Annotated in this window: 29 protein-coding genes and 1 other annotated feature; of the genes, 25 read left to right on the forward strand and 4 right to left on the reverse strand. The window is 41.8% G+C overall.

From position 1 onward, the window contains the following. The first annotated feature begins 1 nt into the window (after position 1). From mutM to ACXAFV_RS07160, 16 genes are all read left to right on the forward strand, one after another. Positions 2-832, forward strand: a complete 831-nt coding sequence (gene mutM / locus ACXAFV_RS07085; protein ID WP_475125388.1) for a DNA-formamidopyrimidine glycosylase — start codon at positions 2-4, stop codon at positions 830-832. A 71-nt stretch (positions 833-903) separates the two neighbouring features. Continuing rightward, positions 904-1,542 carry a sporulation membrane protein YtaF gene (gene ytaF / locus ACXAFV_RS07090; RefSeq protein ID WP_475125389.1) on the forward strand — a complete coding sequence of 213 codons (639 nt, stop codon included), beginning with the start codon at positions 904-906 and terminating at the stop codon, positions 1,540-1,542. Positions 1,543-1,564: 22 nt separating this feature from the next. Continuing rightward, complete coding sequence (gene coaE / locus ACXAFV_RS07095) at positions 1,565-2,170, forward strand: dephospho-CoA kinase (RefSeq protein WP_475125390.1); 606 nt, start codon at positions 1,565-1,567, stop codon at positions 2,168-2,170. A gap of 408 nt (positions 2,171-2,578) precedes the next feature. Then, positions 2,579-3,607, forward strand: a complete 1,029-nt coding sequence (locus ACXAFV_RS07100; protein ID WP_475125392.1) for a glyceraldehyde-3-phosphate dehydrogenase — start codon at positions 2,579-2,581, stop codon at positions 3,605-3,607. A 564-nt stretch (positions 3,608-4,171) separates the two neighbouring features. Then, positions 4,172-4,552, forward strand: a complete 381-nt coding sequence (gene speD, locus ACXAFV_RS07105; RefSeq protein WP_475125393.1) for an adenosylmethionine decarboxylase — start codon at positions 4,172-4,174, stop codon at positions 4,550-4,552. A 406-nt stretch (positions 4,553-4,958) separates the two neighbouring features. Beyond that, positions 4,959-5,339 (forward strand): cytosolic protein, encoded by a 381-nt coding sequence (locus tag ACXAFV_RS07110; protein WP_475125394.1) that lies wholly within the window; start codon positions 4,959-4,961, stop codon positions 5,337-5,339. Positions 5,340-5,421: 82 nt separating this feature from the next. Beyond that, positions 5,422-5,877: a transcriptional regulator NrdR gene (gene nrdR / locus ACXAFV_RS07115; protein ID WP_475125395.1), complete on the forward strand. Its 456-nt coding sequence runs from the start codon at positions 5,422-5,424 to the stop codon at positions 5,875-5,877. Between the two features lie 125 nt (positions 5,878-6,002). Further along, positions 6,003-7,394 carry a replication initiation and membrane attachment family protein gene (locus ACXAFV_RS07120; protein WP_475125397.1) on the forward strand — a complete coding sequence of 464 codons (1,392 nt, stop codon included), beginning with the start codon at positions 6,003-6,005 and terminating at the stop codon, positions 7,392-7,394. Positions 7,395-7,406: 12 nt separating this feature from the next. After that, positions 7,407-8,339, forward strand: a complete 933-nt coding sequence (gene dnaI / locus ACXAFV_RS07125; RefSeq protein ID WP_475125398.1) for a primosomal protein DnaI — start codon at positions 7,407-7,409, stop codon at positions 8,337-8,339. Between the two features lie 408 nt (positions 8,340-8,747). Further along, on the forward strand, positions 8,748-9,614 hold the full coding sequence (locus tag ACXAFV_RS07130) for a putative sporulation protein YtxC (RefSeq protein ID WP_475125399.1): 867 nt from the start codon (positions 8,748-8,750) through the stop codon (positions 9,612-9,614). 388 nt (positions 9,615-10,002) lie between these two features. Continuing rightward, positions 10,003-11,934, forward strand: a complete 1,932-nt coding sequence (thrS, locus tag ACXAFV_RS07135) for a threonine--tRNA ligase (protein WP_475125400.1) — start codon at positions 10,003-10,005, stop codon at positions 11,932-11,934. 181 nt (positions 11,935-12,115) lie between these two features. Next, positions 12,116-12,257: a sequence feature (ribosomal protein L20 leader region), on the forward strand. A gap of 9 nt (positions 12,258-12,266) precedes the next feature. Next, positions 12,267-12,845, forward strand: coding sequence for a translation initiation factor IF-3 (gene infC, locus ACXAFV_RS07140; protein WP_475126090.1), 579 nt, complete (start codon positions 12,267-12,269; stop codon positions 12,843-12,845). Between the two features lie 22 nt (positions 12,846-12,867). Continuing rightward, positions 12,868-13,068 carry a 50S ribosomal protein L35 gene (rpmI, locus tag ACXAFV_RS07145; protein ID WP_032087387.1) on the forward strand — a complete coding sequence of 67 codons (201 nt, stop codon included), beginning with the start codon at positions 12,868-12,870 and terminating at the stop codon, positions 13,066-13,068. Positions 13,069-13,096: 28 nt separating this feature from the next. Then, on the forward strand, positions 13,097-13,456 hold the full coding sequence (rplT, locus tag ACXAFV_RS07150) for a 50S ribosomal protein L20 (RefSeq protein WP_032087388.1): 360 nt from the start codon (positions 13,097-13,099) through the stop codon (positions 13,454-13,456). A gap of 97 nt (positions 13,457-13,553) precedes the next feature. Then, positions 13,554-13,832, forward strand: coding sequence for a DUF1294 domain-containing protein (locus ACXAFV_RS07155; protein WP_475125401.1), 279 nt, complete (start codon positions 13,554-13,556; stop codon positions 13,830-13,832). 148 nt (positions 13,833-13,980) lie between these two features. Then, positions 13,981-14,559, forward strand: coding sequence for a TVP38/TMEM64 family protein (locus tag ACXAFV_RS07160; protein WP_475125402.1), 579 nt, complete (start codon positions 13,981-13,983; stop codon positions 14,557-14,559). A gap of 48 nt (positions 14,560-14,607) precedes the next feature. On the opposite strand, the gene ACXAFV_RS07165 is transcribed toward ACXAFV_RS07160, so the two are convergent. Beyond that, the gene (locus tag ACXAFV_RS07165) at positions 14,608-15,066 is read right to left on the reverse strand and encodes a sigma-w pathway protein ysdB (RefSeq protein WP_475125403.1); all 459 of its coding nucleotides are present in this window, start codon (positions 15,064-15,066) and stop codon (positions 14,608-14,610) included. A 142-nt stretch (positions 15,067-15,208) separates the two neighbouring features. Here ACXAFV_RS07165 and ACXAFV_RS07170 point away from each other — a divergent pair, with 142 nt between their 5' ends. Both ACXAFV_RS07170 and ACXAFV_RS07175 read left to right on the forward strand, forming a co-directional pair. After that, on the forward strand, positions 15,209-15,697 hold the full coding sequence (locus ACXAFV_RS07170; RefSeq protein WP_475125404.1) for a dUTP diphosphatase: 489 nt from the start codon (positions 15,209-15,211) through the stop codon (positions 15,695-15,697). Positions 15,698-15,779: 82 nt separating this feature from the next. After that, positions 15,780-16,865 (forward strand): M42 family metallopeptidase, encoded by a 1,086-nt coding sequence (locus tag ACXAFV_RS07175; RefSeq protein WP_475125405.1) that lies wholly within the window; start codon positions 15,780-15,782, stop codon positions 16,863-16,865. Between the two features lie 48 nt (positions 16,866-16,913). Here ACXAFV_RS07175 and ACXAFV_RS07180 read toward each other — a convergent pair whose 3' ends face one another. Both ACXAFV_RS07180 and sspI read right to left on the reverse strand, forming a co-directional pair. Then, positions 16,914-17,453 carry a cysteine hydrolase family protein gene (locus ACXAFV_RS07180; protein ID WP_475125406.1) on the reverse strand — a complete coding sequence of 180 codons (540 nt, stop codon included), beginning with the start codon at positions 17,451-17,453 and terminating at the stop codon, positions 16,914-16,916. Between the two features lie 250 nt (positions 17,454-17,703). Next, positions 17,704-17,922, reverse strand: coding sequence for a small acid-soluble spore protein SspI (gene sspI, locus ACXAFV_RS07185; RefSeq protein ID WP_175990816.1), 219 nt, complete (start codon positions 17,920-17,922; stop codon positions 17,704-17,706). A gap of 125 nt (positions 17,923-18,047) precedes the next feature. On the opposite strand from sspI, the gene ACXAFV_RS07190 reads away from it, so the two are divergent. From ACXAFV_RS07190 to ACXAFV_RS07215, 6 genes are all read left to right on the forward strand, one after another. Further along, positions 18,048-18,806, forward strand: a complete 759-nt coding sequence (locus tag ACXAFV_RS07190) for a TrmH family RNA methyltransferase (RefSeq protein WP_475125407.1) — start codon at positions 18,048-18,050, stop codon at positions 18,804-18,806. Positions 18,807-19,172: 366 nt separating this feature from the next. Further along, entirely contained in the window at positions 19,173-20,210 is a 1,038-nt protein-coding gene (pheS, locus tag ACXAFV_RS07195; RefSeq protein WP_475125408.1) for a phenylalanine--tRNA ligase subunit alpha, read from the forward strand. 31 nt (positions 20,211-20,241) lie between these two features. Then, positions 20,242-22,656 (forward strand): phenylalanine--tRNA ligase subunit beta, encoded by a 2,415-nt coding sequence (pheT, locus tag ACXAFV_RS07200; RefSeq protein WP_475125409.1) that lies wholly within the window; start codon positions 20,242-20,244, stop codon positions 22,654-22,656. A gap of 274 nt (positions 22,657-22,930) precedes the next feature. After that, positions 22,931-23,419 (forward strand): DUF4489 domain-containing protein, encoded by a 489-nt coding sequence (locus ACXAFV_RS07205; RefSeq protein WP_475125410.1) that lies wholly within the window; start codon positions 22,931-22,933, stop codon positions 23,417-23,419. A gap of 30 nt (positions 23,420-23,449) precedes the next feature. Then, positions 23,450-24,001: a DUF4489 domain-containing protein gene (locus ACXAFV_RS07210; protein WP_475125411.1), complete on the forward strand. Its 552-nt coding sequence runs from the start codon at positions 23,450-23,452 to the stop codon at positions 23,999-24,001. 27 nt (positions 24,002-24,028) lie between these two features. Beyond that, positions 24,029-24,508 carry a DUF4489 domain-containing protein gene (locus ACXAFV_RS07215; RefSeq protein ID WP_475125412.1) on the forward strand — a complete coding sequence of 160 codons (480 nt, stop codon included), beginning with the start codon at positions 24,029-24,031 and terminating at the stop codon, positions 24,506-24,508. Between the two features lie 146 nt (positions 24,509-24,654). Here the strand turns inward: ACXAFV_RS07215 and rnhC are convergent, their stop codons facing one another. Next, on the reverse strand, positions 24,655-25,578 hold the full coding sequence (rnhC, locus tag ACXAFV_RS07220) for a ribonuclease HIII (RefSeq protein ID WP_475125413.1): 924 nt from the start codon (positions 25,576-25,578) through the stop codon (positions 24,655-24,657). A gap of 132 nt (positions 25,579-25,710) precedes the next feature. On the opposite strand from rnhC, the gene zapA reads away from it, so the two are divergent. Next, complete coding sequence (gene zapA, locus ACXAFV_RS07225; RefSeq protein ID WP_475125414.1) at positions 25,711-25,971, forward strand: cell division protein ZapA; 261 nt, start codon at positions 25,711-25,713, stop codon at positions 25,969-25,971. Positions 25,972-25,978 lie beyond the last annotated feature (7 nt).

Below are 25,978 nucleotides of genomic sequence, written 5' to 3' on the forward strand. Positions count from 1 at the left end.
CATGCCTGAGCTTCCTGAAGTAGAAACCGTCAGAAAGACGCTGGAGATGCTTGTCATCGGAAAAAAGATAAAGGAAGTTTCTGTTTTCTGGCCTAAAATGATTAAACATCCTGAAGATAGCGAAGAATTCATTCATGCTCTCAAGGGACAGGAAATACTTGAAATGAGACGAAGAGGAAAATTCTTGATTTTCTATATGAACGAAGTGTCCATGGTATCCCACTTAAGAATGGAAGGCAAATATGGCCTGTATGTTGAGAATGATCCCATCGAAAAACATACCCATGTCATTTTTCATTTTTCTGATGGTACAGAACTCAGATATCGGGATGTCCGTAAATTCGGAACGATGCATCTTTTTAAAAAAGGGGAAGAACTCGTGCATCGGCCGCTCCTCCAATTAGGGGCTGAACCTTTTGATAAAGAGTTTACCGTTCAATACCTCCAGCAGAAACTGAAGAAAACGGAGCGAATCGTAAAAGCTGCCCTGCTGGATCAGTCTGTATTGGTGGGCCTCGGAAATATTTACGTAGATGAGGCACTGTTCAGGGCAGGGATTCATCCCGATCGAAAAGCAAAATCGCTTACCAGGAAAGAAATGAATGAATTACACCGCTGTATTATCGAGACGCTTAGAGAAGCTGTCGAGATGGGCGGCAGCACAATCAGGTCGTATGTGAATTCACAGGGACAAATGGGAATGTTCCAGCAAAACCTGTTTGTATACAGTCGAAAAGACGAAGACTGCAGAATTTGCGGCACTCCCATCGAAAAGAAGGTATCAGCCGGCAGAGGGACCCATTATTGTCCCCGCTGCCAGAAAGCTAAATAAGCCTAAAGACATTTAACATCTGATAAGCCCTTGCCATATAGTATTGTAATGATTTTTGGGAGGGCTTTTAGATGACTGAAACATTCTCCTTGTTACTGCTTGCGTTTGCTGTAAGTCTTGATAGCTTTAGCACCGGTTTAACTTATGGATTACGAAAAGTAAAAATTCCTTTAAAATCAATCAGTATCATATCTGTCTGTTCGGCAAGTTCCCTTCTCGCGGCCATGATGGTCGGCGGTGCGATTCAATCATTCATCACCCCTGTTTGGGCGGGCAGAATAGGCGGCCTCATCCTTGTCGCTATTGGTGCAGCTGTCCTGTATCAGTTTTTCAGACCTGAAAAAGCGGCAGAGCATCACCCATCTGAAGAGAAGACGCTGATCAATTTTGAAATCAAGTCCATCGGATTGGTGATTCAAATTCTGAGAAGGCCTTTGACAGCTGACTTTGACCGATCAGGTACGATTACCGGAATCGAAGCGTTCATGCTCGGGATCGCGCTGTCGCTGGATGCATTCGGCGCTGGAATCGGCGCGGCTCTATTGAATTTCTCCCCACTTCTATTAGCCGTGGCCATTCTTTGCATGAGCTTCATTTTCTTATCTTCGGGCTTGAGAATGGGGCAGTTTTTTTCCCATTTAAAATGGATTCACCGGGTCTCTTTCCTGCCGGGCGTTTTATTGATACTTATAGGGATTTTGCGTTTTTAAGAGAATAGGAAGTGTAGAAATTATGGCAATAATTTTAGGTTTAACAGGCGGTATCGCGAGCGGCAAGAGTACCGTATCAAGTATGCTTGGGCAAAAAGGGTATACAGTGATCGATGCGGATCTTGCGGCACGCAAGGTTGTTGAGGTCGGACAGCCGGCTTACCTCGCGATCGTAGAAGAGTTCGGTAAGAGCATTCTTCATGAGGAAGACGAAACAATCGACCGTATAAAGCTCGGTAATATTGTGTTCCATAACGAAGAATTGAGAAAAAAATTGAATGGCATCGTCCATCCTGCAGTACGCGGCCTGATGCTTTCAGAAAAAGATCAGGCCATTAAGTCGGGGAAAAACACGATCATCATGGACATCCCGCTTCTATATGAAAGTGAGCTGACATGGATGGTGGATCGGACTATCGTCGTATATGTAAATGAAGAAACCCAATTATCGAGGCTGATGAAACGAAACCAATTCACCGAACAAGAAGCATCATCACGAATCGCTTCCCAATTTCCACTGAAAAATAAAGTCGGCCTTGCCGATGCCGTCATCGACAACAACGGAACCATTGAAGAAACAGAAGAACAGCTCGAGAAGATTTTAAAAGATTGGGATTTGAGACCATAATACTTAACCTAAGCCGACAGGAATTTTGTTCTTGTCGGCTTTTTAATTTTGGGCAGGTATAAATTATTGTTAATTGTAGAACGGCGCCAGCTTTTGATTGGAGTGCAAGACGAAGACTCCTGCGGGAAAAGTAGCTTATGTGAGACCCCGCAGGAGCGAATGCGACGAGGAGGCTCACGGGCTACCCGCGGAAAGCGTAGTCTTGCACGGAAATCAAAAGCGGTAATCAAGGCTTGATTTATTTCTGCTCACATTCATTTTCCGGAGAGAAAAAGAATATACATTTGTCAGAATAATAAAACATTTAAAATCCGCAAATTACTTATTAACTATTTCTCTAAATATGTTATACTATTTTTAGTTAATAAACATATAAGTATAACATTAATATAGAGGGGAGCCGGATTTATGAAGGCGAAAATTGCGATTAACGGTTTTGGACGTATTGGAAGAATGGTTTTCAGAAAAGCGATTATGGAAGATAACTTAGAAGTTGTGGCGGTTAATGCGAGTTACCCAGCTGCGACACTGGCACATTTGATTAAGTATGACACAAATCATGGAACATTCGAAGCAGAGGTACTGACTGAAGAGAATGCCATCATCGTAAATGGAAAAAGAGTTCAATTATTAAGTAATCGTGATCCAAAAGCATTACCTTGGAACGAAATGGACATCGATATTGTCATCGAAGCAACCGGGAAATTCAATTCCAAGGATAAAGCGAGTCTTCACCTGGAAGCCGGCGCTAAAAAAGTAATCCTTACAGCTCCAGGAAAAGATGAAGATGTTACGATTGTCATGGGAGTAAATGAAAGCGCATTAAATATCGAAGAGCATTCGATTATTTCAAATGCATCTTGTACGACTAACTGCCTGGCTCCGGTAGCCAAAGTACTGGATGAACAGTTCGGAATTGAAAACGGACTGATGACAACTGTCCATGCTTATACAAATGATCAAAAAAATATCGATAACCCACATAAAGATCTGCGTAGAGCAAGAGCATGCGGACAATCAATCATTCCTACAACAACCGGAGCTGCAAAAGCATTGTCGCTTGTGCTTCCTCAATTACAAGGAAAGCTGCACGGGATGGCTCTGCGTGTTCCTACTCCAAATGTATCACTTGTTGATCTGGTAGTGGATGTGAAGAGGGATGTAACAGCAGAAGAGATCAATGAAGCGTTTATCACAGCATCATTGGGGTCACTGCAAGGAGTTTTGGAATATACTACTGAACCGTTAGTATCCATTGACTTCAACACGAATCCGCACTCTGCCATCATTGATGGACTATCGACAATGGTGATGGGTGACCGCAAAGTGAAGGTCCTTGCATGGTATGACAATGAGTGGGGCTATTCCTGCCGCGTCGTCGATCTTGCTAAATACGTAGCATCAAAAATGAATGTCAAAACTGAAGTAAACGTTTGAAAGAACCGAGAAAAATAATAAGTAACATCATTCGAACGTCCTCCGGGACGTTCTTTTCTTTTGAAGTAATTTCTTCTAGCTCTGCTTGGTAAGGATGATTTAAGGCAGCTTTTTTATGTTTTTTTGTTAAAGGATTCGCTGATTTAAGGTGACTTCAGCTGTTGATTGGAGTGCAAGACGAAGACTCCTATCAGAAAAGCGGAAGGGCTTTGAAGAGAGGCTTATGACATGTGCCTCTAAGCCCTGCAGCTGGACAGTTAAGTCGACACTTCAAGGCTAGCCTCAGGAGGCTCACCGGCCGCCCGCGGAAAGCGAAGTCTTGCACGGAAATCAATAGCGGTGTTTAAACAGGTTCATTAAAAAAGTTTTAATAAACTTATTGCAAAAGAATATTAAACAAAGTATACTATTTTTCGTGAACTTCTTAATGGCAGATGAATACTGATTTAGCTACTTAAAGGGTTAGGACCTCTTCGGACTAACTTTCCCCCGTGGTAGTTAAGATTTTGCTAAGGGATTCGTTCATTTTGACGAAAAAAATTATGTCAAAGGGGGAAACGATCAATGGAAACAATGGGTCGTCATGTAATCGCAGAACTTTGGGGCTGTGATTTCGAAAAGCTTAATGATGTTGTAGGAATTGAAAAAACGTTTGTAGATGCTGCACTTAAATCAGGTGCTGAAATCCGTGAGGTAGCCTTTCATAAATTCGCTCCTCAAGGTGTGAGCGGTGTTGTGATCATTTCTGAATCACACTTAACCATCCACAGTTTTCCTGAACATGGTTATGCAAGTATTGACGTATATACGTGCGGTGATTTAGATCCAAACATTGCTGCTGAATATATAGCAGAAGCTCTTGGTGCAGATACTCGCGAAATAATCGAGCTGCCTAGAGGAATGGGTCCGGTTCAAGTGAAAAAATCACAGGCTCAAGCACTTTAATAGTGATAACGTAAAGAGATGCATGATGGTGCATCTCTTTTTTGATGTGTTTTACTGAGGATTGATCTTGTAACTAGCGTTAATTGGGACTTGGAAGGTGCTTGAATTGAAAAGCTGGGGCTTTGTATGAAGCTGAAGCCTTCTTTAGGTGGGATATCTGCCTTTTTATCATTTTATCTGCCATTATTTTCGTTTATCATCCAAAAAAAAATTTTATCTGCCATTTTAAAATTATATCTCCCATTCTACAAAAAACGACAATTCTCGCGAAGCAATTTCCGAATCCGCAACCTGCTCTTCCCCACACGCACTTCCATACTCATCAATCTCCCCGCCATTCACCATCAACAATTTCCATCTCTCTATTTTTCGTGTAAAATAAGGGTAAATAAAGGGAGGCAGTTAAATGAGTGGATTAAAAACCCTGTTAAGAAGATTTCAATCAGAATGTGAAACATCCGATCAGCATGAAGATTCTGATTTACGTTCACACTATTATAAATCGATGCATGGAGCTGCATATACTTCGGTTCTTGATTTATTCTCATCTTCAGAGTATGAGGTCATTTCAGAATCAAAGGAACGAGGAGAAATAACGGTCCGCAAAAACGGGACTCCGCGTCTTTTCATCGTCGCAACCGTGATTACTGTCCGCCCCCTTGAAACAGCTGTAGACTTCAAGGTAAGTGCAGATAAAGGAAAAATCTTTGGTACATATACAGTGTTGAAAGCTCAAATCAGACATTACTATGGAAGACTGGAAAGTCAATTGACAAAGGTAAAATAACGGTAATTCCGTCATTTGCTTGTTTAAATGACAGCTTTTTAATATGATAAAAGTAATAGTTTGTTAAAACGGAGCTGATATTATGAAATGCCCGTCATGCCAGCATAATGGGACGCGTGTAGTCGATTCCCGTCCAGCTGACGAAGGACGCTCGATCAGAAGACGGAGAGAATGCGAAGAGTGCAATTTTCGGTTTACGACATTCGAAAAAGTGGAGGAGCTTCCATTGATTGTCGTAAAAAAAGAAGGCGTTCGCGAGGAGTTCAGCCGTGAAAAGATCCTCAGGGGATTAATCAAGGCTTGTGAAAAGAGACCTGTCCCTCTGGAGAGCTTGGAGAAAATCTCTATGAATATCGAGAAGGAGCTCAGAAACCAGGGTGCGTCCGAAGTGGAATCTGTCAAAATCGGCGAAATGGTGATGGATGAGCTAGCGAAAGTCGATGAAGTGGCATATGTACGTTTTGCATCTGTTTATCGACAGTTCAAGGATATCAATGTATTTATAGATGAATTAAAAGAGTTAATAAAAAAAGAGTAAAGTGTTGAGCTGAAGAGACATTCTTTAGCTCTTTTTCTCTTTATTATTTTGAAGGCTATGTTAAAGAACCGTAAGCAATCAGCAGCGGAGTTTAATAGAGTAATTTTGAAAGGTAGAATCAGATGATGAAGAAGCATTGGAACGAAATACAGCCGATCGATCACTACACCGTAGCGACAAATGGAATGCTTCAGGACTATGACCGGAAGATTATCACGTTTCTTTATCAGCCGTTAATCGGTGCAGCTCCCTATAGCTTGTTCATGAGTCTATGGGGTGAGGTAGAGGAAAACAGGCTATGGTCCATAGAATCTGCTCATTATCATTTAATGAACGTTCTTTCTGTGAATCTCCAGGAAGTATATGAAGCAAGACTGAAGCTCGAAGGTATCGGTCTTTTGAAGGTGTATGAAAAAAAAAGCGACGGGGAACGCAGATTTGTGTATGAATTGCAGAGACCGCTTTCACCTCAGGAGTTCTTTCATGATGGCATGCTAAATGTGTATCTTTATCAGAAAATCGGCAGAACCCATTATATGCGTTTAAAGAACTTCTTTACCGACCAGGCTGTCGAAAAGGATCAATTCAGTGAAATCACCCGTTCATTTCAGGATGTCTTCACTTCAGAACAGAACATCAATTTCCTGCAGCATGATGCAAATGCAGATTCGGAAACTGACTCCGGCCGGCAGTTCATTCAATATCAGGACGGATCCGGATTGCCCCTGGATGAGGTGGATTTTGATTTTCATTTATTACTCTCGGGCCTTTCAGAGGCAATGGTACCGAGAAAGGCTTTCACTGTGAAGGTTAAAGAAACGGTTATAAAGCTAAGTTATTTATACGGGATCGATCCTCTTCAGATGAAGAACCTTATATTAAGCTCCATGGATTCGGAAGATGAAATTGACCTCGAAATGCTAAGGAAAGCTGCGAGGGACTGGTATCAGCTTCAAACGGGAGATCAGCTGCCAGATTTGGCTGCACGCGTCTCGACTGCGAGAGAGGTTAAAACAACGGATAAGCCGCTTTCGAAGGAAGATGAGCTCCTGGAATATCTTGAAACGACTTCACCAAAAGATGTATTGGCGGATATTTCAAATGGAAGCAATCCTTCCAAGTCTGATCTTCAAGCGGTCGAAGAAGTATTGATGTCACAGAAACTTCCGATCGGGGTCATGAATGTACTCATCCAGTATGTGTTGCTGAAAACCGATATGAAGCTCACCAAAGGCTACATGGAGAAAATTGCTTCTCACTGGGCACGCAAGAAAGTGACGACAGCCGGACAAGCAATGGAGCTCGCGAAAAGAGAGCATCAGCAATACCTTGAATGGGCGCAGGGCAAAAAAGAAAACAAAACGAGAAAAAGAAAACCGATACGTACAGAAAAGCTTCCTGAGTGGTTCCAGGAAGGGGGAAGTACGGGTGATAAATCTTCTTCAGACAATGAAGATTACGACTTTGAAGCCGAAAAGAAAAAGCTTGAAGAAGAATTGAAAAAATTCAGGAAGTAGGTGAATGACAAGATGGAAAGAATCAACAATACGCTAAAGAAACTGGCGGCTTCGAGTTCATTTCAGCAGCGCTATGAAAAAATGAAAAAAGAAATCCTTGAAAATCAAGATGTAAGAGATTTCATCAGCAAACATCGGGATCAAGTCACATCTGACATGGTGAATGAGAGCCTGATGAAACTTTATGAATACATTTCTCAAAGTAAGGAATGCAGGGAATGTCCTTCTCTTCAGGAATGTAAAAATATGATGCAGGGATACGACCCTCATCTCGTCATCCGTGGGAACACGATTGATATCGAATACCACCGGTGCCCGCGAAAAGTAGTGCACGATGAACGGACAAGTTCTCAAAAACTCATAAAGAGTCTTTATGTACCGAAAGATATTCTTCAAGCTTCATTCTCCACTCTCGAACTTGATTCGAAGAGCCGACTGGAAGCCGTGCGACAGGCGAAGAATTTTGTAGAAAATTATTCACCTGATGACCGGTTGAAAGGATATTATTTTTATGGGAAGTTCGGTGTAGGGAAGTCCTATATCCTCGGTGCGATTGCAAATGAGCTTGCTCAGAATAAAGTGGCATCGATGATTGTATATGTTCCGGAGTTTTTCCGTGAAATCAAGCAATCTCTTGGTGACAACTCGCTTAACGAAAAACTTGATGCTGTTAAATCAGCACCTGTCTTAATGCTGGATGATATCGGGGCAGAAACGATGTCAAGCTGGGGAAGGGACGAAATCCTCGGCACCATCTTGCAGTACAGAATGCTTGAAAACCTGCCTACATTCTTCACATCAAACTTTAACTTTGACGAGCTGACGCACCATTTGACCTACACACAACGTGGGGAAGAAGAGAAACTGAAAGCTGCAAGAATCATGGAAAGAATAAAATACCTCGCCAGGCCTGTCCTCATCGACGGCAGGAATAGAAGAGAATAGAATCAAACAAAAAGAAAAGGTGCGATTGCCTTTTCTTTTTTTATCCATTCAATTAATAAATTGTAATTGGATTGATGGTATGAATGTTTTTGATCTTAGCACTATCCAGCGGTTGACTGGAGTGCTAGACGAAGACTCCTATCAGAAAAGCGGAAGGGCTTTGCTCAGAGGCGGTTAGGCTTATGACATGTGCCTCTAAGCCCTGCAGCTGGACAGTTAAGTCTACTTCAAGGCTTGCCCGAGGAGGCTCACCGGCCGCCCGTGGAGAGCGATGTCCTGCACGGAAATCAAAAGCGGTGATAAAAGCACAACAAAACATTATCAAATAATTCACAAACAAACTTCTAATTCATACAAGCCCCCCATATATATAAAGCAGGGATTCCGGCTTTAAGGAGGGGAGCAAGTTTGATTGAATTCATTTTCAGACAGAAAAATGATGCATTAAAGCTTCAACAATGCCTGACCAAGTTTGATCTGCAATCATGGTTTCATGAAACGCTTTTTCAACATAAAACCCATTATAACCTTACTATAGATAGTTCAACTCCGTATAACGGAAAAGAACGGCTTTTAAAAGGAACAACAGAGTTCATCCTTTTTGATAAGTGCATCGATTGGGCGGAAGATATTCTGCGGACCCAATTTTATTTCGAAGATGTCCATGAGATTGAGCAGATTCTGGAAATCGTTTCCGATATGAGGATGGGAGAACGTCCCGAACTGGATCAGCTCCTGGAAAAGTGGGACGAAACGTCCTTTGTCAGTGAGAGTCTGGATCTGTTACTGGATGGAAATACACCTGTATCGTTTGATTCTTTCAGCACTTTCAGGTTGAAGAAGCTGCAGCTCCGGATTACCGAAATGGTGGAACTGGCGATTGATGAATATAAGATGGAACAGGAATATCAAATGTTCATCCATATGCTCAGGGAATATTTAGCTTCAAGAGAGAAGAAGCTGGATACGATTCATCTTTACTCCACAGGATTCGGATTTCGGTTTTTTGATGAAAATATGAAGGAAGTATCAAGAAAAGAGCTTGCCAAGTTCATTGATAAGCGGCTTTTGACCAATCATCCTCTGTATGTGGATTCCTATACGATTGCGCCGCTATTGTCTATTGCTCCTGAAAAAATATATGTGTATGGGAGCGGGGAGCATAACCTGGTAAGAACACTTCAAAATATTTTTGAGGAGCGGATCGATCTTCTTCCTCTCCACTATTTTCCGGAAACACTCCTGTATCCTTCTATTGACATCGCAAATGAATAGGAAGTCTAATTCTGCCTTTTACCCCCTTGCTTTTGCCTGCATAACCGATTATAATACCTACATAATAAGTCTATAAGGTAAAGGTTATGAAGAGGACAACAATATTCCTATTCGATTCACAGAGAGGGAAGTCACGGCTGCAAGCTTCCTAATTCGACAGTAATATTTACCGCCTCGGAACTTCAATCCTGAAAAGGCACAACTGCCTCGTTAAGGGTTGACGGCTAAATGTCGTTATTCGTTTTCAATGAAGTCATTCTTTGCATTGTGCAGAGGATGAGAAGTTGGGTGGAACCACGAGTATATCTATAAACCTCGTCCCTTCAATTATGAAGGGGCGGGGTTTTTTATTTTTTTACCCCCGAAAAATTTAAAGGAGTGAACACAAATGTCTGAACAGATTAAAATTACGTTCCCGGACGGAAATGTGAAGGAGTTTCCCAAAGGGACAAGTACTGAGGACATAGCTGCATCGATCAGCCCGGGCCTGAAGAAAAAGGCGATTGCGGGTAAGATAAATGACGAATTGATTGATCTTCGTACAGGGATCATGGAAGATGGGGAAATTGAAATCATAATGCCGGACAGTAAAGACGCACTGGAAATCCTGCGCCACAGTACGGCCCACTTAATGGCACAGGCAATTAAACGCCTGTACCCGGAAACAAAGCTTGGAATCGGTCCTGTCATCGAGGGCGGCTTCTACTATGACGTGGATTCCGAACACACATTTACTCCTGAAGATCTTCCTCTTATTGAAAAAGAAATGAAGAAGCTCACAGGTGAAAATCTTGACGTTATCAGAAAAGAAGTAAGCCGTGATGAAGCGAAGAAAATCTATGAAGAAGTCGGGGATGAATACAAGCTTGAACTTCTTGAAGCGATTCCTGAGGGTGAGCAGGTATCGATTTATGAACAGGGAGAGTTCTTTGATCTTTGCCGTGGTGTCCATATCCCATCCACTAATAAAATTAAAGAATTCAAGCTGTTGAGCATTGCAGGTGCCTACTGGCGTGGAAACAGTGACAATAAGATGCTTCAGCGTATCTACGGAACTGCCTTCTTCAAGAAAGCAGATCTGGACGAGCACCTGCGCCTATTGGAAGAAGCGAAAGAGCGTGATCACCGTAAAATCGGTAAAGAACTGAACCTGTTTATGAATTCACAAAAAGTAGGTCAGGGCCTTCCGATGTGGCTGCCAAAAGGTGCGACAATCCGCCGCATTATCGAGCGCTATATCGTAGATAAAGAAGAACGCCTGGGCTACGACCATGTTTATACTCCGGTGATGGGAAGTGTAGAGCTTTACAAAACAAGCGGACACTGGGATCACTACCAGGAAAACATGTTCCCAGTCATGGAAATGGACAACGAAGACCTTGTTCTCCGCCCAATGAACTGTCCTCATCATATGATGATTTACAAAAATGATATCCACAGCTATCGCGAACTGCCAATCCGTATCGCAGAACTTGGTTTGATGCACCGCTACGAAATGTCCGGCGCACTTTCAGGCCTTCAGCGTGTTCGAGGCATGACGTTGAATGATGCTCATATCTTCGTCCGCCCTGATCAAATCAAGGAAGAATTCAAGCGAGTCGTCCGTCTGGTCCAGGAAGTGTACAAAGACTTTGATCTTAAGGACTATTCATTCCGATTATCGTATCGTGATCCTGAAGATACTGAGAAATACTTCGATGACGATGAAATGTGGAACCGTGCACAAGGAATGATCAAAGAAGCGATGGATGAACTGGATATTGAATATTTTGAAGCAGAAGGTGAAGCGGCATTCTACGGACCAAAGCTTGATGTACAGGTGAAGACAGCTCTTGGAAAAGAAGAGACGTTATCCACTGTTCAGCTTGACTTCCTTCTCCCTGAGCGATTCGATTTATCTTATGTCGGAGAAGATGGTAAACAGCATCGTCCGGTTGTTATCCACCGCGGTGTGGTATCGACAATGGAACGCTTTGTTGCTTTCCTGATCGAAGAATACAAAGGGGCATTCCCGACTTGGCTCGCACCTGTACAGGTTCAGCTGATCCCGGTTTCTCCTGACGTACACTTCGACTATGCAAAAGAAGTGAAGGAGAGGCTTCAAGCCGAAGGCCTTCGTGTTGAAATCGATGACCGCAACGAAAAAATGGGTTATAAGATCCGTGAAGCTCAAATGAGCAAAGTTCCGTATATGCTTGTACTGGGAGATAATGAGATTTCAGATCGAGCAGTGAATGTCCGTAAATACGGCGAGCAAAAGTCTGAAACAATTTCATTGGATCAGTTCGTGGAAGAAATCGTGAAAGAAGCAAAGCGATAATAGATTATTGAGGACGGACCTGGTTTGGGGTCCGTTCTTTTTCTAGAGAACAATCATTTCAAAAAAACTATTGCACGAAAAAGAGATGTCTGCTATTATAAGAAACGTTGTGACATCAGAACGATAGTTTGACATCACGTATGTCATGTGATATAGTATCTAAGGTGAATTGAATACAGTTTGGTACAAGAAGAAGCTACCCGCTTCTCACCTGAATGACGCTTTTATAGCAGTTGCCAGGTATGATAATGACTATTAAAGCTTTATTATATATGCTTAATAATCAGATGCGGGTGTTTCGACACTCGCATCTTTTTTTGTGCAAACAAAAAATGGGCGGGTGCCTGAGACCAAAGCCGTTGTATTCTTTTAATAAACCTTGGAGGTGGCTAATTATTAGCAAAGACATGATCTTAAACGAAACCATTCGTGCCCGTGAAGTACGTCTTATCGATCAAAATGGCGAGCAGCTTGGAATCAAATCCAAGAATGAAGCCCTTGAAATCGCTGAACGTGTAAATCTTGATCTTGTTCTTGTTGCTCCAAATGCCAAACCACCCGTTGCCCGTATCATGGACTACGGAAAGTTTAAATTTGAACAGCAAAAGAAAGAAAAAGAAGCGCGTAAAAATCAGAAGATCATCAACCTTAAAGAGGTGCGCCTAAGCCCTACGATTGATGAGCATGATTTCAATACTAAGCTTCGCAACGCCCGCAAGTTCCTTGAAAAAGGAGACAAAGTAAAGGCGTCAATCCGATTTAAAGGCCGTGCGATCACGCACAAAGAAATTGGTCAACGTGTGCTGGATCGTTTCTCAGATGAGTGTAAAGATCTTGCAACTGTTGAATCAAAGCCGAAAATGGATGGTCGCAGCATGTTCTTGGTGCTAGCACCAGTTAACGAAAAATAAAGGACCCGAGGAGGAAAAGCACATGCCAAAAATGAAAACTCACCGCGGCTCAGCTAAGCGTTTCAAGAAAACAGGTTCTGGTAAACTTAAACGTTCTCACGCTTACACAAGCCACTTATTCGCAAACAAATCTACTAAAGCGAAGCGTAAACTTCGTAAAGCGGCTGTTGTCTCTAAAGGAGATTTCAAACGCATTCGTCATATGCTTGACAACCTAAAATAAGAAGTAATAGAAACAGGAGGGAATTATTATGCCACGCGTAAAAGGCGGAACAGTAACACGCAGACGTCGTAAAAAAGTTCTTAAATTAGCCAAAGGTTATTTCGGTTCAAAACATACTTTATATAAAGTAGCAAATCAACAGGTTATGAAATCATACATGTATGCTTATCGTGACCGTCGCCAAAAGAAACGTGATTTCCGTAAACTATGGATCACACGTATCAATGCGGCTGCACGTATGAACGGTCTTTCTTACAGCCGTTTAATGCACGGATTGAAGCTTGCTGGTATCGAAGTAAACCGCAAAATGCTTGCTGAGCTTGCGATTGCTGACGAAAAAGCATTCAACCAATTAGCAGAAGCTGCTAAAGCTCAACTTAACAAGTAATATCTAATTGCATTCGTGCAAGCAGATTAAAAGGACTGGCCTGATGGGTCAGTCCTTTCTTCATAATCAGCTCAATTTTATAATAGGAGGTTTCAAAATGGAATCTTTATTGAGTCTTCTTTATGTGTATATCCTGATCATCAATATCTTCGGCTTCGGTCTCATGAGGAGCGACAAAAAGAAAGCAGAGAAACATGAATATAGGATCAAGGAGCGGACATTATGGACAATTGCAATCATAGGTGGAAGCATCGGCTCTTATATTGCCATGAAGGCTTACCGGCATAAAACCAAGCACAGATTATTTGCAATGGGCTTTCCCTTCCTTGTCATCGTACATAGTGTTCTGTTTATCTGGATCAATCAAGGGATTTAATAAAGAGGTGAGTTTGATTTCCTTCTGTACCCTTCCCATAGGTGGACAATCTCCAGTCTGCCATAAATCTTCTCCATTTGTCATACAGTGTAGACTGTATGTATAAACTGTAGAGAATAGAGGTAACAGAAGGAGGTCTGCATTAGCTATGGACGACCGATTAGTAGCAGCATTCGCCATCATGGAAGCTAGTGGATATATCGCTCCTGTTCTGTTTATTTTGTTTCATGTATTGAGGCAGTTTCTTTTTATTCCTGTCGCCCTGGTGTGTATGGCTGGAGGTATACTATTCGGCAGTATTCTGGGTACGGTGTACTCGCTGATCGGATTAACGCTTTTATCCATCATTTTTTACTTTGCCATTAAAAGTTTTACGTCATTTTATGAACGCCTGTTGAGATTAAAAGAAAAATGGTTCGGGAGAAGTGCCGATTTGACAACGGGGCAGATTGCGGTATTACGGCTGATTCCCTTTATACACTACCAATTACTCAATCTCTGTTTGATGCAGAAAAATCCACAGTTCAAGCCTTTCGTTCGTGCCACCATCATTTCCAATATCCCTCTCGCTTTTTTCTACACAGTATTCGGCCAATATATCAAGCAATTCTCCCCTCCCATACTTGTCATGATTCTGCTGGCTTTGGTTGTACTTTTCTATTTGTTAAGAGAGAAAGTGAGAGTCATTGGATGGAATGAGTTTTTTCCTGAGAAAAGCCGTATGTAATCAAAATCTCGCTGAGTAACAAACGCTGCATGCAAAAAAGGGAACCTGTCAAGGTTCCCTTTTTTCGTATACGTCTTTATCGTTATTTACAGTGTTCATATCTGCTAAGTTACCATTTTCATTTATTGGTTTTCTCATAAACTCGTGAATCGGACTCTTCCAGTCAATTTTTGCGTTAGGGTAGCGTTCTTTAATTTCATTCTGGACATAATGAAAATCCTCATACCCCAGACCTTTCAATGACGAAATATTATTGGCCCATACAAAGATCGATACCACTTCAAAGGACCTTTCCGTTGTCCCCAGATATTTTTCACCTTCAAATAAAACACCTTTATATGTTACATAAAAGTTCTTTCTGACGTTTTCCTGGTCATCAAGGAAATAAAAGCGTTTCTGTTCTTGAGCAAGCTCCAGCTTTCGTTTAGGATCAATGATATATTTTATACTGCGGTAAAAAAGGTAGATGATAAGCACAAGAATGAATAAGCGAATGAGCCATAGCATGTAAATTACCTCCATAGGCATAGATCTTCTATTATTATTTACGGCATAAAAATAAAAAGGTTTCATTTTTATTTAAAAAATATCAAAAAGTTTGTCATACTAAACTAAGAAAGCGAAAAAAGAAAGGAAGAGGAGATCAGTTATGAATATAGAAAAGCTATTACATATGCAAAAGAAGCTGGATCAACATATTGAAAGTGAGCATGGACTCGAAAATGAGGATTTAGTCGATAAAAAGATATTGGCTTTATTGGTGGAAACAGGTGAGCTTGCGAATGAAGCGAGAAGCTTCAAATTCTGGAGTAAGAAGTCACCTTCGGCAAAGGAGGTCATTTTGGAAGAATACGTCGATGGTATCCACTTCATCCTGTCCTTAGGTCTTGAAATGGGTCTGAAGGAGATTGACTTGGATGAAAATCATACTGCCAGTGAGGACTTGAATGAGCAGTTTCTTCATGTGTACAAAGCGATAATTGATTTGAGGGAAGAGCGATCGGTTCGCCACTTTTTTACGCTGCTTAATCAGTATTTATCACTGGGAGAAATACTTGGTTTTTCCAGCGGAGACGTATTTGATGCGTATGTGGAGAAAAACAACGTGAATTATGAACGTCAAAAAGAAGGATATTAAGCTTGGTTCATTAGCTTATTTTGAAGTATTAGTAAGATTTTAGTATAATGGGAATAGTTTAAACATTTAGGGGGTCGAAAGAATGACAAAATTAGACGAAACTTTAACCATGCTTAAAGATCTGACAGATGCAAAAGGTGTTCCTGGAAATGAAAAAGAAGCAAGGGACGTAATGAAACGATACATAGAACCATTTTCAGACGAAATCACAACAGATAACTTAGGCAGCCTTATCGCAAAAAAAGTCGGGGATGAAAACGGTCCTAAAATCATGGTGGCTGGACATCTTGATGAAGTCGGCTTCATGGTCACGCAAATTGATAAAAAAGGCTTCCTGCGTTTCCAGACGGTTGGCGGCTGGTGGTCACAGGTCATGCTTGCCCAGCGTGTGACAATCGTGACAAGCAAAGGGGAAGTAACGGGAGTGATCGGCTCCAAGCCTCCTCATATCCTGCCTGCAGAAGCACGCAAAAAGCCTGTTGATATTAAAGATATGTTCATTGACATTGGGGCATCAAGCAGAGAAGAGGCCCAGGAGTGGGGCGTTAAGCCGGGGGATATGGTCGTTCCATATTTCGAATTCACTGTGATGAATAATGAAAAGATGCTCCTTGCCAAAGCATGGGATAACCGCATCGGATGTGCGATTGCGATCGACGTCCTGAAAAATCTTAAAAATGAGCAGCATCCAAACGTCGTTTATGGCGTGGGTACAGTGCAGGAAGAAGTAGGCCTTCGCGGGGCAAGAACGTCTGCAGCGAAGATCCAGCCTGATATCGCATTCGGTGTTGATGTGGGAATCGCAGGGGATACACCTGGAATCTCAGAAAAAGAAGCCCAAAGTAAAATGGGTGAAGGCCCGCAGATCATCCTTTATGATGCATCCATGGTCTCTCATAAAGGGCTTCGTGACTTTGTGACAGATACAGCAGACGAGCACAATATCCCTTATCAGTTCGATGCGATTGCAGGCGGCGGAACGGATTCCGGTGCCATCCATTTAACGGCAAACGGTGTTCCTGCACTTTCAATCACGATCGCCACTCGTTATATTCACTCTCACGCTGCAATGCTTCATCGTGATGACTATGAAAATGCAGTTAAATTGATTACCGAAGTGATTAAAAAGTTAGACAAAGACACAGTTGCTAAAATTACATTTGATTGATCGTTCAAAAAAGACCCTGTTCGATGCAGGGTCTTTTCGTATGGTGGATTAAAATTCTATCTCAGTTGATCCGGCCATATCGGCATCGATCGTTTTATTGATGATATGAATGGCGCTGTCATTATCCTCCTTGCGTTCGGATGCGATACAGTCACTTGGGATGCTGACTTCGTATTCTCTCATATATGCATCGTTAGCAGTAAATAGTACGCAGATATCACCGGCGATTCCAGTTAAAATCAAATGGTTCACTTCCAGCTGATGAAGGAGGATTTCAAGCTGGGTACCGAAGAAACAGGAATGCTTCGGCTTTACAATAAAGTAATCATCTTCATCAGGATGGATCTTTTCAATGATGGATTTACCCTTACCGTCTTTACACTTGTTGATGATATCATTCATATTATCCTGCCAAAGGCCGTAATTGTCGTTTACATAAATGACTGGGATGTCTGCTTTTTTAGCCTTCTTCTTCAACTTCCTGATGGGTTGGACGATGTCTTCTGTATTTGATAGTAATTCGTCTCCACCGTTAAAATCGAATGTATTGATCATATCAATGATTAATAAAGCCTTCTTGTTACTCAAACAAAGCAATCTCCTTTCTTGGAAATCAGACTATATCATCGGTGATTATTCCGACATGAAATATGTTGGGGTTTGTCGAATTGTCGGCAAATCCCTTAAAAATGTCCGCAAATCCAACTTTTCGTCCGAATATCAAAAAAAATGTCCGATCCCCGTTTTTGTGAAGGTTATTCTTCTCTTTACCACGTAAAAGCGGGAGGTAAAACAGCAATAATGAAAAACGGGTGACCCAGCTGGGTCACCCGCTTCATTATTGCTGTTGTTGCTGTAATGACTCTTCTAACGTTTCGAGCAGCATTTGTTGTTCCTGAGGGTCGGCATTTTGCCAGAACACTTCAAGCAGAACACCTAAACCGGGAAGTGTTTTCTCTTCTCCGCCTTGAATGGCATCGACGATTGTATCCTTTATTTCTTCCTGGCTGTTTCCAGAAACGTTGTGTATAATCGCTTTTCTCAAGTTAAGGTTCATCAAGCATTTCTCCTTTTGCTTTAGGATGAGGAATTCATTGTTATCTTGTCTCAAATTGAATTTATTATGTATATAAGTTAAGGTATAATGAAAACTTGAAATGTAAAATGAAGGAGCGGGTACGATTGAAGTATATTCAATCCTCTAAAAACCCTGTCGTGAAGCAGTGGAAAAAATTATTGACTAAAAAGGGAAGAGATCAGTCCCTTACATATATTGTAGAAGGCTTTCACCTCGTTGAAGAAGCATTGAAGCAAGACGATACCGTGATAGAGCTGATTTTTGTCGAAGGCATTGCACTTCCGAATAAATGGAATCTCGATGGTGTCGAGTTGACACAGGTTTCAGAGGAAGCAGGGAATGCACTGGCTGATACTGAAACGACTCAGGGAGTGTTTGCGGTATGCAAGCAGAAAGATACAGCATCCATTGATGAATACAAGACATTTTTACTCCTTGATGGCCTCCAGGATCCGGGGAATATCGGAACGATCATCCGTACGGCAGAAGCTTCCGGTATCGAAGCAATCATCCTTGGGAAAGGAACCGTCGATCTATATAATCCTAAGGTGCTCAGGTCCGCACAGGGAAGTCATTTTCACTTGCCGGTCATCAAGGGTGAGCTTCCAGAAATTATTTCAGTCCTTAAAGAAAAAGGGATACCTGTCTATGGTACGGCACTGGAGAACGGTGAAGAATATACGACCGTGAAGCCGCGGGATGAATATGCACTGATCGTAGGGAATGAAGGAAACGGAATGAGTTCTGAAATTCTTTCCCAAACCGATCAGAATCTGTATATTCCGATCTACGGGAAGAGCGAATCACTGAATGTCGCAATTGCGGCAGGCATCTTGTTATATTATTTTAAAAATGGGCAATAATTTTTCTTAAATGGTTTGAATTATTGAGAATAATTCACTATAATTATGCACATATACTTTTAAAAACGAAGACAGAGGAAAGTAACGCATGAAGATCTTCAAGGGAGAGAATGCCATCAGACTGAAAGCATTCTTAAGAAAAGCATGACGTGAACATTTCACCTCTCGAGTTGGCATCGGGACCATTTCATCATTGAAATGTAAAGATGCACCGGCAAAGCCGTTATCCGAATCAAGTGAGTGTATCAGTATATCGATACGCTTATAAGGGTGGTACCGCGATCACAACCTCGTCCCTTTCCAGGGATGGGGTTTTTTTGTTTTTTATAAAGCTGCCTGATTCACGACCATAAAGGAGGAAGAAACATGGAGGATAAATTACGATCCCTTCAGACCGAAGCAATTGAAAAGATTAACGAAGCACAGGACTTAAAAGAACTGAACAACATTCGTGTTGCCTACTTAGGAAAGAAAGGTCCTGTAACCGAAGTATTGAAAGGTATGGGAAAACTCTCTGCAGAAGAACGCCCTAAAATGGGTGCACTTGCGAATGAAGTCCGCGGTGCAATCACCGAGAAGATAGAAGCGAAGCAGGAGAAGCTTGAAAAAGAAGCAGTGGAGAAGAAGCTTCAATCAGAAACGATTGATGTGACACTGCCGGGCAGACCTGTCAGAAAAGGGAATCATCATCCGCTTACGATGATCATCGAAGAAATTGAGGACTTATTCATCGGTATGGGGTATACGGTTGCAGAAGGTCCTGAAGTCGAAAAGGATTACTACAACTTCGAAGCGCTGAACCTTCCGAAAGGACACCCTGCCCGCGATATGCAGGATTCCTTCTACATCACAGAAGAAACATTGCTTAGAACCCATACATCACCGGTGCAGGCGAGAACGATGGAACTTGCTAAAGGTAAAGGCCCTATTAAAATCATCTGTCCGGGTAAAGTATACCGCCGTGATACAGATGATGCGACGCATTCTCATCAGTTCATGCAAATCGAAGGACTTGTCGTGGATAAAGATATCCGAATGAGTGACCTGAAAGGGACGCTGAATGTATTCGCGAAGAAAATGTTCGGTGAAGACCGTGAAATCCGTCTGCGCCCGAGTTTCTTCCCATTCACGGAACCTTCAGTAGAGATGGATATCTCTTGTAAAATCTGCGGGGGAGAAGGCTGCCGAGTATGTAAAGGAACGGGCTGGATCGAAATTCTTGGAGCGGGAATGGTTCATCCGAACGTTCTTGAGATGGCAGGATTCGATCCTAACGAATATACAGGTTTCGCATTCGGAATGGGACCTGAACGAATCGCGATGCTGAAATACGGAATCGATGACATCCGTCACTTCTACACGAACGATACCCGTTTTGTAACACAATTCAAAGTGACAGAGTAATGCAACACTATTATCGAGCGGAGGTAAAAACATGTTTGTTTCATATAAATGGTTAGAAAACTATGTGGATCTGTCAGGAGTCACTCCTGAAGATCTGGCTGAAAAAATCACAAGAAGCGGGATCGAGGTTGAAGGCGTCGAAAGAATCGGTGAAGAAATCAAGAACGTCGTTGTCGGGCATGTGCTCGAGTGCGAACCGCACCCGGACGCAGATAAATTGAATAAGTGCCAGGTTGACGTTGGTGAAGAAGAGCCGGTTCAGATCATCTGCGGTGCTCCGAATGTCGCCAAGGGCCAAAAAGTGGCTGTCGCTAAAGTTGGCGCGGTGCTCCCGGGTAATTTTAAAATCAAAAAAGCAAAACTTCGCGGAGAGGCATCTCATGGGATGATCTGTTCACTTCAGGAATTAGGCGTTGAAGGAAAACTTGTGCCAAAAGAGCATGCTGAGGGCATTTATAACTTCTCCAATGATGCAGAGGTTGGCAGCAATGCAGTTGAATTACTGAATTTGGATGATGCAATTCTTGAACTTGGCTTGACGCCAAACCGTTCTGACTGCTTGAGCATGCTTGGCGTTGCGTATGAAGTGGCTGCCATTTTAGACCGTGAAGTAAAGCTTCCGGAAGTCAAGGAGACAGCAGGAAACGAAAAGGCATCCGATTACATCACTGTTAATGTGGAAGCAAAGGAAGATAACCCGCTGTACGGTGCGAAAATCATTAAGAATGTAAAAGTGGGTCCTTCACCTATATGGATGCAGAATGCGCTGATCGCTGCAGGGATTCGCCCTCATAATAACGTGGTAGACATCACGAATTATATTCTATTGGAATATGGTCAGCCGCTTCACGCATTTGATTATGACCGCTTGGGATCTAAGGAAATCCTTGTCCGCCGTGCGAAAGATGGAGAAACATTCGTCACACTTGATGATGCTGAAAGAACCTTATCTTCAAGTCAATTGGTGATCACGAACGGAGAAGAGCCGGTTGCCCTTGCAGGGGTAATGGGCGGAGCCAATTCCGAAGTCCAAAATGATACGACGACAGTTCTTCTGGAAGCAGCTTACTTCACAGGTGCAATTGTCAGAGGTGCCTCAAAGGATCACGGTCTGCGAAGTGAAGCAAGTACCCGTTTTGAAAAAGGAGTAGATCCGGACCGCGTCCTGAAAGCAGGAGAGCGTGCAGCTGAATTGATGGCAGAATACGCAGGCGGCGAAGTCCTTGAAGGAACAGTTCTATTCGACGAACTGACCGTTGAGCCTGCAGTCGTGGAAATCACGCTTGAGAAAATCAATTCTTCATTGGGAACTTCGATTACCGCTGAAGAGGTGAAAGACATTTTCCGCCGCCTTCAATTCGAAGTAAGTGTGGATGGAACGGCAATTACTGTCACGGCTCCAACGAGAAGGGGAGACATCACCATTCCTGAAGATCTGCTCGAGGAGGTTGCCCGTCTATACGGATATGACAATCTTCCGCTTACTCTGCCTAAAGGAGAAAGTACTCCGGGAGGATTGAATAATCATCAGCTGAAGCGCCGTACAGTCCGCCGTTACTTGGAAGGTGCCGGACTTCTTCAGGCAATCACATATTCATTGACAAACGACGAGAAGGCGACGAAATATGCACTTGATGTAAAAGATCCGGTCCGTCTCCTGATGCCGATGAGTGAAGAACGCAGCAACCTGCGTTTGAGCATCATTCCACAGCTTCTGGAGGTAGTCTCCTATAATAAAGCACGTCAAAATGATTCTCTTGCTTTCTATGAAGTGGGATCCGTGTTCTTGAAGGAAGACGGGGAAGAGCTTCCATCGGAAGAGGAGCATATCGCAGGGGTGTTGACAGGCTTATGGCATATGCACCCATGGCAGGGAGAAAAGAAGGCTGTCGACTTCTATGTGGCTAAAGGCATTCTTGAAGGACTGTTTGAAGAATTGGGTGTTACAGAAGCTGTATCATTCCGCCAGGCAGCAATAGACGGCCTGCACCCTGGAAGAACAGCTGAAATCCTCTTGGACAATGAGGTAATCGGCATGATTGGAGCGGTCCATCCTGAGGTAGAAAAAGAGCTCGATCTGAATGAGACCTATGTATTTGAACTTAAAGCGAAGCCGGTCTTCCATTATGAAAAGCCGGCATTGAGCTACTCACCGATTCCGCGCCATCCGTCTATCACGAGGGACATCGCTCTTGTTGTAGACACGGAGGTAAAAGCAGGTGAACTGAAGGCTGTGATCAAAGAGGCTGGTGGCAAACTTCTTAAAGAGGTATCCGTATTCGACCTTTATGAAGGCGAACATATGGAACCTGGCAAGAAATCGCTAGCATTCTCACTTAAATACTTCGACCCTGCAAAGACACTGACTGATGAAGAGGTCGTTAAAGTACATGACGGCGTCCTTGCTGCAGTGAAGGAGAAAGCCGGAGCGGAATTAAGAGGATAATTTTAAATATTTTATAAAGATGTCTGGCCTGTAAGTTGGTCGGGCATCTTTTTTGTTTGGAAAAATATTAGAAACTCTTTTCGAAAATTGTGTAAGAGCAGCTCATTATTTAACAAACTGGCCATATTACTGGAATATCCTTAACATTTATAAATGTGATCATAATGTTGCGATACCCCATATACTGCATAAAATGTATGAAGTGATTAATGAAAGTTATCTTAAAATGCATGCCAAGAAACTACATTTGGAAAAAAAGATGAAGGAGGAAAATATGATTAGGAAAAGTAATTTACCATTTGTAAAGTGTGGTAAGGTATTCAATCCTGATTTGCCATTCCATATAGATGCAAGTGAACCTCCAATAGTATTAGCTGTGGTCAATGTAAATCCAAAGTCCGTCACAAGACCATGTGTACTAGTAAAATACTCGCAATTTATAAACTTTTCGTTATTAGGGTTGAACCCTAAGATAAATATATTTTACCGACTAGTCAGAGAAAGCAGCAGAACAAAGGATGCACAAATTTTACAGGAATGGGAACTTGGAATTGAATCATTAGAGTTACTAGAAGTTGCTAATGTGGATACTAATCAACCAACAGTTCTTAATTTTTGTGATTGTTTAGATCATTATGAAAGAGAAAGCCTAACTTACAAGCTGGAAATCGTTCAAATCGAAACTAATAATGTTAGAAGATTTGGTATTACGAATAAAAGTATTACAGCTACAGTAATTAGTGAGGCACCTGAGTGCGAATAAAAGGGCTTGTTAGTAAAAGGAGGTGATAAGTTGAAAAAACGTGGAGATGCTCCTAAACCTCTAATGTATATTGATCAAGGACATAAAAAAAGTGCAGATGGAAAGAGGCTGGAACATGATAAAAGTTTTGTGCCTTTTGTAAAGTGTGGAAAAGTATTTAATCCTGTCTTACCACTTCGACTGAGCAAAGAAGATCCGCCTGTCGTACTGACGCAATTAAAAATTAATACAGAAAAAATAAGTAATCCATGCATTTTAGTGAACTTTTCTTGCTTTGTCACTTCTATTTTAAAAGTAGAACGATTCAATAAATTAGTATTCAGGCTGGTAAGTACTTGTACTGAAAACTCAAAGACAGAGGTTCTTGAAGAATGGCCGTTTAAAAGGGAATTTGTAAATGATACGAATATTAAAGAACCTGTCGTGTTTAACTTTTGTAAATGTTTAAATACGAACAATGAAAGGTGTTGTACGTACACCATCGAATTGGTTGAGGTGAGGTTATCAGAACAATCATCATACAATATCACTCAAAAAAGTATGACTGCTCAAGTTTACAGTAGTTCAGGTAAACAGACTTAGGCATTATTTTTGTAAGGAGGATTTACCATGCAATCATATTCGGGTATGCCTTTTTTAAGTTGCGGAAAAGTATTTAAAGGTAATTTGCCAAATGTGTTAACTAGAAGTGATCGACCAATTAACTTAGCTGCAGTAAAAGTAAATACAAGGAATATAGAAATGCCTTGTGTTCTTTTTAATTACTCTCAAATATTAGAGTTTGAGATTTCTGGCTTTAATCCAGAATTAACTATATTGTATAGACTAATTCGTAGTTCTAATCAAACAAATAGAATAAGAGTACTGGAAGAATGGACTTTTAGAGCAGCAGAGGTCTTTCCAACTATGGTACAGGATATCAATACAATTGAACCTTTAGTTCTTAACTTCTGTGATTGTCTGGATAGAAATAGTAATGAATCATTAACTTATATTTTGCAAATTAAAGAAATAGTTGAAAATAATACTACTTTTAAAATAACGAACCAAGAGATTTCCGCAATTGTAAGTAGCGGAAAATCAGAATGAAAAAAGTTAATCTGTTTTTGTGTGTAATAAAGTAAAACTTTAAAAACTGAAAAACATAGCATTAATTAAAAAGCAGCCTGAAAGCGTGATACTAAATCTTCATAAACAAAAACCCCTGCCGTCCGAAAAACGGTAGAGGTTCCCTTCTACTTTCCTGCCAGCCGGATGGCCTTCTCGCTATTCGCAAAATGCCACTTCGTCATCGATTTCAACTCTTCAATCCCTTTACGCTTAATGATTTTTGCAGCGGCAACATCCACCTGCTTGCCTGCACCTTTGGGAATGTCCACGCCTGCTTTGGCACTGAGCTTATCCATCTCCTTCAGGAAGGCGTACCTTGCAATGATGGATGCGGCAGCGACCGCGATATGGATGCTTTCCCCTTTTGTACTGAAGTAGACACGGTCACGCTGAATCTTCTTTTGGGCGCTGATATGCTTGAAGTATGTGTTCTTTTCGACAAACTGGTCGATCAGAATGCCTTCAGGCTCTTGGGGTGCCATTTTGTCCAGTAAATGAAGGATGGCCTGGTTATGCAGGATGGCTTTCATCTTTCCTTGGGTCATTCCGCCGCTTTGTAGCGAATTGTATTTTTCATTATGCAGGACCAATAAGCTGTATGGTATGGTCTTGACCAGATCTTTTGCAATGGAGATGATCTGTGGATCGTTTAAGTTCTTAGAATCCTTTACGCCAAGCTCTTTCATTAAAGGGATTTGCTCTTTCTTCACATAGGCACTTACGACTGTGATGGGGCCGAAGAAGTCGCCTGTCCCTACCTCATCCGAACCTATAACGGACCAATCCGCAAAGTTTTCAGGCAGTGTCGTCGTTCCTTTGGAAGGTGATTTCACCTTTGGTGCCTGGACACTGCCCCATTTCTTTGCTTCTGCTTCCCCGTTTGCCCCTTGAAACAGGACTTTTCCAGATTTGTAAGCCGTCACTGTGCAGCCGGCGGGTTTGGCAGAAAAAACGGCACCGGGGGGCAGCTTGCTGACAAGAGTATCCTTATAGTAATCTTTCATTTTTGTTGTTAATGCACTGTTTGCTTGAATGACTGTATTCGCCAAATAAACCTCTCCTCATGACAAAATTCTATGTAATAACAAAAAATTAGACTATAATTGACAATTTCTTTTCAAAACAAAAAGATTTCATGGTATGATATTGTTTAGGATTCTTATGAACAGGGGGTACTCAGATTGTCAGAAGAACAAAAAAGTCGCACAACTGTAGACATATATGGTCAACAATACACTATTGTCGGAACTGAGTCGACAAGTCAAATTCGATTTGTTTGTTCGAAAGTCGATGACAAAATGAGAGAAATCAAATCTATGAATCCATCTCTTGATACTGGTAAGCTCGCTGTGTTGACAGCCGTTAATGCAGTCAATGACTATATCAAACTGAAAGAGCAGTTTGAGGAGCTGGAAAGAGAAATTAAACGCTTAAAGGGTTGAAAATGAC

The sequence above is a fragment of the Rossellomorea sp. ABR4_012 genome (assembly GCF_056159545.1).